The organism is Methylobacterium sp. J-026 (assembly GCF_022829585.1).
Classification (GTDB): Bacteria; Pseudomonadota; Alphaproteobacteria; order Rhizobiales; family Beijerinckiaceae; genus Methylobacterium.
Window position 1 is genome coordinate 42,390 of record NZ_JAKSYC010000181.1, and the last position, 12,892, is coordinate 55,281.

Genomic DNA, 12,892 nt, shown 5'->3' on the forward strand with positions numbered 1-12,892 from the left:
ATCACTCGAAGACGATCTTCGGCGCCGTCCGCCCGGCCGGCGCCCCGGACAGGTTCGCCCAGAGCTGGGCGGCGATGGCGCGGTAGACCTTGGCGTGGGGCCCATCGGGATCGGTCGCCACCACGGGCCGGCCGGAATCCGAGGTCTCGCGGATGATCATGTCGAGGGGCACCTCGCCGAGGAACGGCACGCCGAGGCGCTGCGCCTCGATCCGCGCGCCGCCATGCCCGAAGATGTGCGAGGCGTGGCCGCAATTCGGGCAGACGAAGGTCGCCATGTTCTCGATCACGCCGAGGATCGGCACCGCGACCTTCTTGAACATGGTCACGCCCCGGCGGGCGTCGATCAGCGCGAGATCCTGGGGCGTCGAGACAATCACGGCGCCGGAGAGCGGCGTCGCCTGCGCCATGGTGAGTTGCGCGTCGCCGGTGCCGGGGGGCATGTCGACGATGAGCACGTCGAGTTCGCCCCAGAGCACGTCGCGCAGCATCTGGGTGATGGCCGATTGCACCATCGGCCCGCGCCAGATCATCGCCGTCTCGGGCTCGATCAGGAAGCCGATCGACATGACCTTGAGGCCGTAGCCGACCATCGGCTCCATGGCCTTGTTGTCGACGACATTGGGCTTGCCCGCCAGGCCGAACAGTTTTGGCACCGACGGCCCGTAGATGTCAGCATCGAGCAGGCCGACCTTCAGCCCCTGGGCCTGAAGCGCGAGGGCGAGGTTGCAGGCGGTCGTGGACTTGCCGACGCCGCCCTTGCCGGAGGCGACCGCCACGATGTGGCGCACGCCGGCGATCTGCGGCCCCTGGTTCGGCGGCGCGCCGGGCCGGGGCGGGGCGACCGGGGGCGGTGTCACGGGGCGCGGCGCGGCGCCGCTCTGGGCCGGATGGCCCGGGCCCCGCTCGGAGGTCAGGCTCGCGAACACCCCCGAGACGCCCGGCATCTGCAGGACGCGCCCCTCCGCTTGCCGCCGCACCGGCTCGAACCGCTCGGCCTCGCTGGCATCGACCAGGATCGAGAACATCACCCGGTTGCTCGGATCGACCACGACCTCCGACAGCCGGCCCGAGCCGGGCAGGGTGGTGCCGGCGGCATCGACGGTGACGCTGGCGAGCGCCTTCAGCACGTCGTCGCGGGTGATCGCCAAGTCGTCCTCCACGGGGGAAAGTCGGTATGTCAGCTGCATGTAACTAAGCGCGGCGAGAACACCAGACCCCGGACAGCGATTCGGGTCAGACCGGGCTCTCACGCAGGATGCACCGATCCGCTCTGGAAAGATCCGGTCGCTGGCCGTACACTTTGCCCGATCGGAGGCGGCAATGGCCGATGCAGAGCGATCTGACGATGCGCGGACGCGGCGGCGACGGGCGGAACGGCTGGAAACGCGCGTCACGGCGGAACAGAAGGCGTTGATCACGCACGCTGCGGCCCTCGAAGGGCGCAGCGTCACCGATTTCGTCCTGACAAGCCTCCAGGATGCCGCCAAGCGCGCCATCGCCGAGCACGCGATGATCGAATTGAGTGTCCGGGACTCCCGCGCCTTCGTGGAGGCCCTGGTCGAGCCTCGCGAACCGGGCCGGCGGATGCGGGAACGGGTCGCGACCTTCCGGACGCGGATGGGCGACGACGCGACGTGAACGGCTCGTCGATGCCGGTCATCGCCGCCCTCGACCCGGCGCGGCACGACCGGTCCCGTTTCGCCTGCGGTGTCGAGGCGCTGGACCGCTACCTCCGCATGCAGGCCGGACAGGATGCGCGGCGGCGCGTGGCTGCCCCCTACGTTCTTCTGGAACCGCCATCGGCCGCCGTCATCGGGTTCTACACCCTCTCGAACACCTCGATCCGGTCGGCCGAGCTGCCGGCGACGCTCGTCAAGAAGTTGCCGCGCTACCCCATCCTGCCCGCGACATTACTTGGCCGACTGGCGGTCGATGGGACGCGGCGCGGAGAGGGCTTCGGCACGCTCCTTCTCCTCGACGCGTTCCGACGCTGCCTCAGGAGCGAGGCAGCCACCCTGGCGGTCGTCGTCGACGCGAAGGACGCGGCCGCAGCCTCGTTCTACGAGCGCCACGAATTCCTGCGGTTGACCGATCTGCCTGACCGGCTCTTCAAGCCGATGGCTGAGATCGAGGCGCTGTTCGCGAAAGCGGGTTCGTGAAACGACGGGACGCTCAACGCGCCGACGGGCGCGCGATGACGGTGTAGGTTTCCATCGGGCCGCGCACCACGGTCCCGTCGCCGCGCCTGTCGAGGCCGTGGCGCTCGTGGCGGCAGCCGAGCGGGCCGCGGAGCCGCTTCACGCGCTCGATATGCACGCTGCCGGAGCGCCGGTGCGAGAAGTCGTGGCCCGCGATGCGCACGCCCGCGCCGAAGCGCACCTCCGCGGCCGCCGGCAGGACGGGGAAGCCGAGCGCGCCCATCACCAGCAGCGTGGCACTGCGGTTTCCACCCGAACGGCCCCCATGCGAACCTCCCTCACCGCGCGAGCACGCTGAACCAACGGGAGATTGATCCGTTGTCGGGGCAGCCTTCAGGCGGGGACCTCTCCGGCGCGCGCCCGCGCACCGGCGAATCGCCGTCCGGACAGACCGACGAGACGCGTTAGGAGACGACATTCATGCATCAGGGCAACCACCGCGACCACGAGGGCGCGAAGAAGCTGTTCGAGCTCATCAAGGACGTGAAGATCGCCATGATGACCACCACCGATTCCGACGGGACGCTCAACAGCCGCCCGATGTGGAACAACGACGCCGACGAGAACGGCGACCTGTGGTTCTTCACCAAGCTGCACTCGCCCAAGACCGAGGAGATCAGCAAGGACAACCAGGTGAACCTCGCCTATTCCGACCCGTCGAGCCAGACCTACGTGTCGGTGGCCGGCAAGGCCGAGATCGTCCGCGATCAGGCCAAGATCGACGCGAAGTGGAATGAGAGCCTCAAGACCTGGTTCCCGAACGGCAAGAACGACCCCGAGGTGGCGCTGCTCCGCGTCCATCCGGAGAAGGGCGAGTACTGGGACAGCCCCAACAGCACGATGCTGCACCTCTACGGCTACGTGAAAGCCTCGCTCACCGGCGAGAGCCCTAAGACCGACACCAAGAAGGTCGATCTCGCCTGATCGTTCGCGTTCGGACGACGCGGGTCTCGGGGGCGGCGCGCCGGATCGGCGGGCCGCCCTTTTTCTTGACGCGGGCGGGTGGGGCATGCGCTCTGCGCGATCGAAGCGCGGCAGAGTGCCAAGAGAATGCTCGATCTGGCCAAGCGGGTCTACGATCACAGCTTCCGCATCGACCCGGTCGTGCGGTCGCTGCTCGACACGGATTTCTACAAGCTGCTGATGGCGCAATCGATCCTGCGCCGGCACCCGGACATCCGCACCACCTTCGGCATCACCAACCGGACGCGGCGGATCCGCATCGCCGACGAGGTCGATGCCGGGCTGCTGCGCGAGCAGCTCGATCACGCCCGCACGCTGCGCCTCAGCAAGGGCGAGGTAACGTGGCTGCGCGGCAACGTCTTCCGCGGCCAGGGCCGGATCCTCGAGCCCGAGTTCGTGGCGTGGTTGGAGGATTTCCGGCTCCCGGACTACGAACTCGCCGTCCAGGACGGCCAGTACGAGCTGACCTTCCACGGCCCCTGGGTCGAGACCACCCTATGGGAGGTGCCGGCGCTGGCGATCCTCAACGAGCTGCGGGCCCGGGCCGTGCTGCGCGGTCTGGGCAAGCTCGACCTGCAGGTGCTCTACGCCCGGGCCATGACCCGGGTCTGGGAGAAGATCCAGCGGCTGCAGAAGCTGCCGGACCTGTCGGTGGCGGATTTCGGCACCCGCCGCCGCCACGGCTTCCTCTGGCAGGATTGGTGCGTGCAGGCCATGGCGGAGGGTCTGGGGAACGCGTTCCTCGGCACCTCGAACTGCCTGATCGCCGCCCGGCAGGAGGTCGAGCCGGTGGGCACCAACGCCCACGAATTGCCGATGGTCTACGCGGCGCTCGCCGAGGACGATGCGGCGCTCGCCGCCGCCCCCTACGCGGTGCTGGCCGACTGGCAGGAGGATTACGGCGGCAACCTCCTGGTGATCCTTCCGGACACCTACGGCACCACCGGCTTCCTGGCGAACGCCCCCGAATGGGTGAGCGGCTGGACCGGGATCCGCATCGACTCGAAGGACCCGATCGAGGGCGGCGAGGAGGTGATCCGGTTCTGGCAGGGCCGCGGGCACGATCCCCGGGACAAGCTCGCGATCTTCTCCGACGGGCTCGACATCGACGAGATCGAGCGCATCCACGCCCGGTTCCACGGGCGGATGCGCATCGGCTACGGCTGGGGCACCCTGCTCACCAATGACTTCCGCGGCCTCCTTCCGGACGGCAAGCTCGACCCGGTCTCGATCGTCTGCAAGGTCACGGAGGCGAACGGGCGGCCGACCGTCAAGCTCTCCGACAACCCCACCAAGGCGCAGGGTCCGGCCGAGGATATCGCCCGCTACCGCCGGGTTTTCGGCGTGGGCGCGCAGGAGGCGCTGCCGGTGGTGGTGTGAGCGCCGGTTTCACCGGCCGCGGCGTGAAACCGGCCGGCTGACGGCGGGCGGCGCGGAGTGGTATGGCGTCGACCAATGGGATCGCCGTCCGCGGCCGCCCCCACGGGAGAACGCCATGTCGATGAATCGCCGCTCGCTCATCGGTGCCGCGGGCCTCGCCCTCGCGGGGCCAGCCCTCGAAGGGGCGCAGGCCGCCGAGGCTTCGAAGCCCGCCGCGAAGGCGCCGCCGCCCGTCACGAAAATCCTCGCGCAGTGGATCCTCGGATCCTCCTACGACACCCTGCCGGAGCCAGTCCGCCGGGAAGGCGTGCGCAGCTTCCTCAACTGGGTCGGCGTGGCGGTGGGCGGCTCGCACCACGAGACCGTGAACGTGGCGGTCTCGGCCCTCCAGCCCTTCTCGGGGCCGCCCCAGGCCGGGCTGTTCGGCCGGACCGAGCGGTTCGACATCATGAACGCCGCCTTCCTCAACGGCGTGGCGAGCCACATTTTCGACTTCGACGACACCCACCTGAAGACGATCATCCACCCCGCCGGCCCGGTCGCCTCGGCGATCCTGGCCTATGCCGAGATGAAGCCGGTCTCCGGCAAGGCCTTCCTCGACGCCCTGGTGGTGGGGATCGAGACCGAGTGCCGGATCGGCAACGCCGTCTATCCGAACCACTACGATGCCGGCTGGCACATCACCGGCACCTGCGGGCCCTTCGGCGCGGCCGCGGCCGCCGGCAAGCTGATGGGGCTGACCGAGCAGCAGATGGTCTACGCGCTGGGGCTCGCCGCCTCGCAGCCGGTGGGCCTGCGCGAATCCTTCGGCTCGATGAACAAGAGCTTCAACCCGGGCCGGGCGGCGGCGAACGGCCTGTTCGCGGCGATCCTGGCGGCCAAGGGCTATACGTCCTCGGACGGGATGATCGAGGCCAGGCGCGGCTGGGCCAACACGATCTCCACCAAGCAGGATTGGTCCGAGATCACCGACGGCCTCGGCACCCGCTACGAGTCCCTGCTGAACACCTACAAGCCCTTCGCCTGCGGCATCGTCATGCACCCGACGATCGACGCGGCGGTCCAGATCCGCGATCAGGACCACATCCGGCCCGAGGACATCGCCCGCGTCGACCTGAAGGTCCACCCCCTCGTACTGGAGCTGACCGGCAAGACCGCCCCGAAGACCGGCCTGGAGGGCAAGTTCAGCATCTACCACGCGGCCGCGGTGGCCTTCGTGGAGGGGGCGGGCGGCGAGAAGCAGTTCAGCGACCGGGCGGTGAACGATCCGCGGGTGGTGGCTCTGCGCCGGAAGGTGATGCCGGTGGTCACCCCCGGCATCGACGCCGCCCAGGTCGACATGACCGTGACCCTGAACGACGGGCGGGTGTTCCACCGGTTCATCGCGCACGCCATCGGCAGCGTCGAGACACCGATGTCCGACGCGCAGCTGGAGGCGAAGTTCGCCGACCTCGCGGCCGGCGTGCTGCCGGAGGCGCAGGCCAAGCGGGTGATGCAGCTGTGCTGGTCGCTGCCCGATCTCGAGGATGCGGGCGCGGTGGCCCGAGCGGGGGTGCAGGGGGCGTAAGCCGCCGAACGCTCCGCGGGATCGTTTTCCGGCCCCGTGCCGTTCCCCGTGCGCGCGGCCTCGTCCGACCCCGGCGGGCGCCCGCCTGTGGCGTTCGGGGCGTGGATCGCAGCATGGGCACCAGAACCCCGGTCGGGGCGCAGCCTGAACGCGCGCCGGTTCCGCCGCGGGCGGCCCGCGTCGCCGCCGCCGAGACCCCGCGGGCCGCGATGGCCTCGCCGGTGGTGGTCGCCGCCACCCTCATTGCGGCCCTGTATTTCGGCCGGGAGATCTTCATCCCGATCGCGATCGCGCTGCTCCTGTCCTTCGTGCTCACGCCGCTGGTGAACCGCCTGCGGCGCCTGCGCCTTCCCCGGCTGGTGGCGGTGGGGCTGAGCGTCGTCCTGACCCTGGGGATCGTGGCGACCCTGGCGACCCTGATCGGCTTCCAGGCGGCCGACCTCGCGGGCGACGCCCCGCGCTACCGGGCGACCATCGAGCGCAAGCTCGCCGGGTTGCGCGAGTCCCCCGCGGGACACCTGATCGAGTCCCTCGCCAAGACCGGACAGGCGCTGCACGGCGGCGGCCAGGAGCCGGCCGGCGCGCAGGGACAGACCGCCCCGCCGCCTCCGGCGCCGGACCAGGCCCAGCCCGCGCAGAAGCCCGTGCTGGTCGAGCTGATCTCGTCGCCGCCGGGTCCGATCGAGATGCTCCGGACCGTGCTGTCGCCGGTGATGCCGCCGCTGGCCACCGTGGGCATCGTCTTCGTGGTGCTGCTGTTCGTGCTGATGCAGCGCGAGGACCTGCGCGACCGCATGATCCGGCTGGCGGGGTCGAGCGACCTGCACCGGACCACCGGGGCGATCGACGACGCGGCCAAGCGGCTGAGCCGCTACTTCGTGGTCCAGCTCGCCCTCAACGCCGCCTTCGGGGTCGTCATCGGCATCGGCCTCTGGGTGATCGGCGTGCCGAACCCGGCGCTCTGGGCGATCTTCTCGGCGCTGATGCGCTTCATCCCCTATCTCGGGGCCGTGCTGTCGGCGATCCTGCCGATGGCGCTCGCCGCCGCGGTCGATCCCGGCTGGAACATGATGATCGCGGTGGCGCTCCTGTTCGTCGTCCTGGAGCCGCTCACCGGCCAGGTCTTCGAGCCGATCGTCTACGGCCAGTCCACCGGGCTCTCGCCCTTCGCCGTGCTGGTCTCGGCCCTGTTCTGGACCTGGCTCTGGGGGCCGGTCGGGCTCCTGCTCTCGACGCCGCTCACCGCCTGCCTCGTGGTGCTCGGGCGCCACGTGGAGCATCTCGAATTCCTGGACGTGCTGTTCGGCGACCGGCCGGCGCTCACGCCCGTCCAGAACTTCTACCAGCGGATCCTCGCGGGTGACGCCGAGGAGGTGCTGGGCCATGCCGAATTGATCCTGCAGGACTGCGCGCTCTCGTCCTACTACGAGGAGGTCGTCCTCAAGGCCCTCGAACTCGCCGCCCGGGACGCCGCGCGTGGGGTGCTGACCGCCGGGCAGAAGGCGGCGATGCGCGCTGCCCTCGGCGAGCTGATCGCCGACCTGTCCGACCGGAGCGACGCGGTCGCGGAGGCGGCCGGAGCGGGGAACGGGAGCGCCTGCAGCCCGCTGCCGATGGGTCCGGCCCCGGACGGCCTGCCGGAGGCCTGGAGGCGGTCGGGTACGGTGCTCTGCGTCTCCGGGCGCGGCTTCCTCGACGAGGCCGCCGCCGCGATCCTGGCCCAGATCCTGGAGAAGCGCGGGATCGGCGTCCGCACGGTGCCCTTCGCCGAGGCGGCGGCGGCGCGGATCGGGCGATTCGAGCCCGGTCCGGCCCGGATGGCCTGCGTGGTCACCCTGGCGCCCGAGGGTGCGCCGACCCACCTGCGCCGCTTGGTCCAGCGCCTGGAGGCGCGGATGCCAGGCGTGCCGGTGCTGCTCGGGCTCTGGCTCGCCCAGGCCGGCGACGGGGCCACATCCGGTGCGGCGGAGCCGATGACGGAGGGGGACCGGCAGGCCGGTTCGCTGCGCGCGATGGTGGAGGCCGTCCTGGCCGCCGCGCAGGCGCCGGATGCCGGGGCGGCCCGCCGTCCGGAGAGCCGCGACGAGGCCAGCCGCGCGCCGGCCCCGGCCGAGGCATGAATCCAGGGCATGAATCCGGGGCATGAATCCGGACCGCTCCGGGGACTTGACGGCCGGGGGGGCGCACCGGTTTCGTCGCGCATCGGCCGCTCGAGCGGGCCGGCCGAAGATGGAACGGGGACGTGATCCGATGAGCGTGGTCGAACTCGGGCGATTCCTGGACGACCTCGCGGACGCGTCCGGCAAGGCGATCCTGCCGTTCTTCCGCGCCCAGTTCGGTCTCGACGACAAGGCCCGCGGCGGCGCGCCGTTCGATCCGGTCACTGAGGCCGACCGGGCGGCCGAGGTCGTGCTCCGGGCCATGATCGGCCAGACCTTTCCCGGCCACGGCATCCTGGGCGAGGAATTCGGCGCGGAGCGCACCGACGCCGAGTGCGTCTGGGTGCTCGACCCGATCGACGGCACCCGCGCCTTCATCGCGGGCCTGCCCACCTGGGGCACCCTGATCGGGCTCACCCGCACCGGCGTGCCGGTGCGCGGGATGATGCACCAGCCCTATCTCGGCGAGCGCTTCACCGGGGACGGGCGCAGCGCCCGCCTGCGCGGACCCGCCGGTACGCGCACCCTGCGCAGCCGGCGCTGCGCGGACCTCGCCCAGGCGATCCTGGCCACCACCGATCCGCGGCTGTTCGCGGCCGGCGCGGAGGCCGAGCGGTTCCGGGATCTGGAGGCACGGGTTCGGATGTCCCGCTACGGCGCCGATTGCTACGCCTATTGCATGCTGGCGGCCGGCCAGATCGACCTCGTGGTCGAGGCCGGGCTGAAGCCCTACGACATCGTCGCGCTGATCCCGATCATCGAGGGGGCCGGGGGCCGGATCACGGCCTGGGACGGCGGCCCGGCGGCCGGCGGCGGGCGCATCGTGGCGGCCGGAGATCCGCGGCTGCACGCGGCGGCGCTGAAGGTGCTGAACCCGTGAGGGTGGAGCGGCGGACCCGGCCCCGCGCCCTCCCTCCCACGCGGAGCTACGGCCTCCACAGGTTTGGGGCGCGGTGCAGTCACGAACGGTCGGTGGACAGGGTGAAAGGCGGGACCTCACCGGAGGCGGACAGGCCCGAACATGCCTCGATGATGTGCCCGATCCTGATCCTTCCCGCCCCTCACCCCAACCCTGTCCCGCCCGGGAGAGGGAGCCTGCCGCGCTCCGCCATCGAGGTCAGCGTCAAAGCTGCGGATCCCGTAGCCTGCAGAGCAGGAAGCGAGAGGCGCGCGGCCGGCTGCTCCCCGTCTCCGACCGCGCTTTATGAACTCAGGAGGACAGGGGGACGGAAGACGCCCGGGTTCCTGCAGTCGGGTGGCTTGATGAAGGTTTCCGCCTCCGATCGCCCACACGGGAAGGCCGCTGCGAACCCCGGCGAGGGCCCGTCCGCGTGCTGCTGAACGCGCTCGTCCTGCTCACGGGCCTGATCCCGCGCGCCGAGACCGGTGTCGACGCGCTCCTGCACGCCGTGCCGCCCCCGGAGCCGGCCGTCGCCGTCGAGGCGCCGCCGCGCTTCGACCCCGCCACCCGCTCGGTCTCCAACTGGCACGTGCAGACCGGCACGCACCTGCTGCCGCGGGCGCTGGCCGTCACAGCCCGTCTCAGCGCGGACCCGCCCTACGTCGCCCGCTGCGTGCGGCTCAACAACGGCTGGTGCATCAAGTCCGCCCGCTGGCCCGGCGAGATCGGTGCCGACGGGGAGGGCCACACCGCCTTCGCCACCCTCGACGACGGCGCCGACGCGGCGGCGAGCCTGCTGCGGCGCTACTATCGCGATTACGGGCGGCGGACCGCGCTCGCCATCGTGCGCCGCTGGGCGCCGGCGGAATGCCGCGTCGGCGGCGCACCGGCCCGGGGGGGCGCCGCGCCCGCCATCTCGGCGGCCCTGGCGCCAAGGGGGCTCGGGCGGACGCTGCGCGCCCGCTTCCTCGCGGCGCACCGGCCCGGGGGAGCGCCCCGGCGCCGGGCGTCGGCCCTGCGGGTACAGCCCTGGTCACCCCTCGCCCGGATGGCCGGGCGGCCGGCCCGGCGCCCGGCCGTGCCGCATGTGGCGGCGCTTCAGCCGGTGCCCGATATCGCGGCCGGCATCGCCCCGTCGGCGGGCCCGGCGCGCCCGGTCCGCGGCGCCGCCGACCCCGCCGCCCTCCTCGACCGGGCGGCGGACCGCCCCGTTCCGAGCCCCGACCGGATGGTGGCGGAATCCGCGCTGCTGCCGGCCATCGCGGCCGGGATGCCCATCCTCGACCTGCGCCTGCCGGCGCCGCTCTGCAGCGGCGACGAGGGCCGGATCCAGGCCTATGCCGCCCGGATCAGCGGCAGCGTCGGGCTGAAACCCGGCGACGATCTCGACCTGTTCGGGCCTGACGGCGCGCCGCGCCCCCATCTCGCGCCGGTCATGCTGGCGATGTCGGCGGTGGAACTCGGCACGCTCCGGGCCAGCCCCGACCTCGTCGCCGGGGCGATCACCCGGCTGCGCCCGCTCACGCCGGCCGCCGAGGGCGCGCCGCCGTAGCGCATCGCCCCGAAAGACGGCCGCCGCCGTGCGGTCCGGGACGATGCGCGCGCCGCAAGCCTTGCGGTTCGGCCGCAATCGCGCCACCTGTGCCCGGCCTGTTCCCCTCACGACGAGCCCGCCCGTGCCCCTGACCGACCTTGCCGCGCGCGCCGGCTCGGCCGTCAAAGCCTTCGCCGAAGCCTCGCACGACCTGCTGGTCCAGCCGACCTTGAGGCTCGGCGTCACCGGGCTCGCGCGCTCGGGCAAGACGGTGTTCACCACGGCGCTGATCCACCACCTCGTGGAGACGCACGCCCTGCCGGCCTTCGCGCCCGCCCAGGAGGGCCGCCTGCGCCGCGCCCGCCTCGTCCCGCAGCCCGACGACGACGTCCCGCGCTTCCCCTTCGAGGAGCATTTCGGCACCCTCACCGAGGCGCGGCGCTGGCCACGCTCCACCGACCGGATCAGCCAGTTCCGCCTGGAGATCGCCTACGAGCGCGCCGCCGCGTGGCGCTCGGGCCCGGCGACCCTGATGCTCGACGTGGTCGACTATCCGGGCGAGTGGCTCCTCGACCTCGCCCTGATCGAGACCAGCTACACGGCGTGGTCGCGGTCCACGATCAACGGCACCCGCCGGCCCGGCCGCGCCGCCGTCGCGGCCCCCTGGCTCGACGCGCTCACGGGCTTCGACCCGAACGGCCCCCTCGACGAGATCGCGGCCGAGCGCGCCAGCGACGCGTTCAAGGCCTACCTCGCGGGCCTGCGGGCCGGTCCGGAATCGGTGGCCACGACACCCCCGGGCCGCTTCCTGATGCCCGGCGACCTCGCGGGCTCCCCGGCGCTGACCTTCGCGCCCCTCGACCGCCTCTCCGAGAGCATCGCCCCCGACAGCCTCGCCGGGCTGATGGAGCGGCGCTTCGAGGCCTACAAGGCCAAGGTGGTGACGCCGTTCTTCCGCGAGCATTTCCAGCGGGTCGACCGGCAGATCGTCCTAGTCGACGTGCTCTCGGCGGTCGATGCCGGCCCCGCGGCCCTGGCGGAGCTGGAGGAGGCCCTCGACGCGGTGCTGCTCAGCCTGAACATCGGCCGCAACACGGTGCTGTCGCGGCTGTTCGCCCCCCGGGCGGACCGGGTGCTGTTCGCCGCCACCAAGGCCGACCATCTCCATCAGACCAGCCACGACCGGCTCGAGGCGCTGCTGCGGCTGCTCGTGTCCCGGGCCATGCGCCGGACCGAGGCGGCGGGCGCCCGGGTCGGCACCGTGGCGCTGGCCTCCGTGCGCGCCACCCGGGAGACCACGGTCCACGACGGCGCCGAGACCCTCCGGGCGGTGGCCGGCACCCCGGAGGCCGGCGAGGTGGTGGGCGACGAGGTGTTCGACGGCAACGGCGAGGCCGCGATCTTCCCGGGCGAATTGCCCGCCCGCGCCGAGGCGGTGCTCGAAGGGGCGGTGGAGCCGGGCTCCCTGCGCTTCCCCCGGTTCCGGCCGCCGCTGGTGCGGCCCGACGGCCTCGGCCGCCCCGGGCACCTGCCGCAGATCCGGCTGGACCGGGCGATGCAGTTCCTGATCGGCGACAGGCTGGCGTGATGGCGGATCTCGGAGAGGCGCTCGCAGACGCGCGGTCTCTCCCTCCCCCCTCTGCGGGGGAGGGTGGCCCCCGAAGGGGGTTGGGAGAGGGGAACCCGGCTTCCGAAAAGGGCGAAGCCTGCATGACGGCTGAAGCCTTATTCTGCACCGTCGCTCCCCTCTTGCGGGACTTAGTCCCTGCCCGGCCCCTCCTCACGCAGGGGCCACCCTCCCCCGCAGAGGCGGGAAGGATAGGCGCGCCTCCGGCTCTTTCCGAGATCCACAAGAGACCGCCACACGCACTGGTCGGCATGCCAGGGCGGCGATGGCCAGCAGGGCGAGCGCCACCCAGCCGAGCCAGGGCGCGGCCTGGAAGAGATCGGCGATCATCCGCTCGACCGAGAGCCCGATGCCCAGCGAGACCAGGCCCCGACCGCCGACAGGAACAGCGCCATCCAGGGCGACCGCCGCCGCCGCGCCACCGGCACCGCGACGCCCTCCGCCGCATCGACGAACTCGAAGGGCTCCTCCACGATCCGGGTCTGCGGCCGGGCCGAGAGGGGCGTGGGCGTCACGCGCGAGTCCGGCGGCGGGTCGGGGGGGATACGGAAGGGGCGGGGG

The 12,892-nt window shown here is 72.2% G+C and carries 11 protein-coding genes and 1 pseudogene; 9 read left to right on the top strand and 3 right to left on the bottom strand.

From position 1 onward, the window contains the following. Position 1: 1 nt before the first annotated feature. Positions 2 to 1,150: an Mrp/NBP35 family ATP-binding protein gene (locus tag MKK69_RS16880; protein WP_243969652.1), complete on the bottom strand. Its 1,149-nt coding sequence runs from the start codon at positions 1,148 to 1,150 to the stop codon at positions 2 to 4. 172 nt (positions 1,151 to 1,322) lie between these two features. Here MKK69_RS16880 and MKK69_RS16885 point away from each other — a divergent pair, with 172 nt between their 5' ends. Both MKK69_RS16885 and MKK69_RS16890 read left to right on the top strand, forming a co-directional pair. Continuing rightward, entirely contained in the window at positions 1,323 to 1,640 is a 318-nt protein-coding gene (locus MKK69_RS16885) for a DUF1778 domain-containing protein (RefSeq protein WP_243969654.1), read from the top strand. After that, entirely contained in the window at positions 1,637 to 2,161 is a 525-nt protein-coding gene (locus MKK69_RS16890; RefSeq protein WP_313900865.1) for a GNAT family N-acetyltransferase, read from the top strand. Before MKK69_RS16885 ends, MKK69_RS16890 begins: the two co-directional genes overlap by 4 nt. A 13-nt stretch (positions 2,162 to 2,174) precedes the next feature. Here MKK69_RS16890 and MKK69_RS16895 read toward each other — a convergent pair whose 3' ends face one another. Further along, positions 2,175 to 2,423, bottom strand: a complete 249-nt coding sequence (locus MKK69_RS16895) for a hypothetical protein (RefSeq protein WP_243969656.1) — start codon at positions 2,421 to 2,423, stop codon at positions 2,175 to 2,177. A 197-nt stretch (positions 2,424 to 2,620) separates the two neighbouring features. Between MKK69_RS16895 and MKK69_RS16900 the strand changes: the two genes are divergently transcribed. The 7 genes from MKK69_RS16900 to MKK69_RS16930 all read left to right on the top strand — a co-directional run bounded on the left by MKK69_RS16900 (position 2,621) and on the right by MKK69_RS16930 (position 12,292). Next, positions 2,621 to 3,124: a pyridoxamine 5'-phosphate oxidase family protein gene (locus tag MKK69_RS16900; protein ID WP_243969658.1), complete on the top strand. Its 504-nt coding sequence runs from the start codon at positions 2,621 to 2,623 to the stop codon at positions 3,122 to 3,124. A gap of 126 nt (positions 3,125 to 3,250) precedes the next feature. After that, positions 3,251 to 4,543, top strand: a complete 1,293-nt coding sequence (gene pncB / locus MKK69_RS16905; protein ID WP_243969660.1) for a nicotinate phosphoribosyltransferase — start codon at positions 3,251 to 3,253, stop codon at positions 4,541 to 4,543. A 115-nt stretch (positions 4,544 to 4,658) separates the two neighbouring features. Next, a complete protein-coding gene (locus MKK69_RS16910) occupies positions 4,659 to 6,110 on the top strand; it encodes an MmgE/PrpD family protein (protein ID WP_243969662.1) in 1,452 nt (483 codons plus the stop codon). Positions 6,111 to 6,223: 113 nt separating this feature from the next. Continuing rightward, complete coding sequence (locus MKK69_RS16915) at positions 6,224 to 8,230, top strand: AI-2E family transporter (protein ID WP_243969664.1); 2,007 nt, start codon at positions 6,224 to 6,226, stop codon at positions 8,228 to 8,230. A 130-nt stretch (positions 8,231 to 8,360) separates the two neighbouring features. Further along, a complete protein-coding gene (gene hisN, locus MKK69_RS16920) occupies positions 8,361 to 9,149 on the top strand; it encodes a histidinol-phosphatase (protein WP_243969666.1) in 789 nt (262 codons plus the stop codon). Positions 9,150 to 9,600: 451 nt separating this feature from the next. Next, on the top strand, positions 9,601 to 10,722 hold the full coding sequence (locus tag MKK69_RS16925) for a hypothetical protein (RefSeq protein WP_243969668.1): 1,122 nt from the start codon (positions 9,601 to 9,603) through the stop codon (positions 10,720 to 10,722). A gap of 124 nt (positions 10,723 to 10,846) precedes the next feature. Then, positions 10,847 to 12,292 (top strand): YcjX family protein, encoded by a 1,446-nt coding sequence (locus MKK69_RS16930; protein WP_243969670.1) that lies wholly within the window; start codon positions 10,847 to 10,849, stop codon positions 12,290 to 12,292. A gap of 365 nt (positions 12,293 to 12,657) precedes the next feature. Here MKK69_RS16930 and MKK69_RS16935 read toward each other — a convergent pair. Then, positions 12,658 to 12,892 (bottom strand): annotated as a pseudogene (locus tag MKK69_RS16935) (hypothetical protein); the annotation flags it as partial.

Bases quoted from the DNA above. Each gene is read 5' to 3' on its own strand.
- MKK69_RS16895 (WP_243969656.1), bottom strand. From the start codon at position 2,423: ATGGGCGCGCTCGGCTTCCCCGTCCTGCCGGCGGCCGCGGAGGTGCGC.
- MKK69_RS16910 (WP_243969662.1), top strand. From the start codon at position 4,659: ATGTCGATGAATCGCCGCTCGCTCATCGGTGCCGCGGGCCTCGCCCTC.
- MKK69_RS16915 (WP_243969664.1), top strand. From the start codon at position 6,224: ATGGGCACCAGAACCCCGGTCGGGGCGCAGCCTGAACGCGCGCCGGTT.
- MKK69_RS16900 (WP_243969658.1), top strand. From the start codon at position 2,621: ATGCATCAGGGCAACCACCGCGACCACGAGGGCGCGAAGAAGCTGTTC.
- MKK69_RS16885 (WP_243969654.1), top strand. From the start codon at position 1,323: ATGGCCGATGCAGAGCGATCTGACGATGCGCGGACGCGGCGGCGACGG.
- pncB (WP_243969660.1), top strand. From the start codon at position 3,251: ATGCTCGATCTGGCCAAGCGGGTCTACGATCACAGCTTCCGCATCGAC.
- hisN (WP_243969666.1), top strand. From the start codon at position 8,361: ATGAGCGTGGTCGAACTCGGGCGATTCCTGGACGACCTCGCGGACGCG.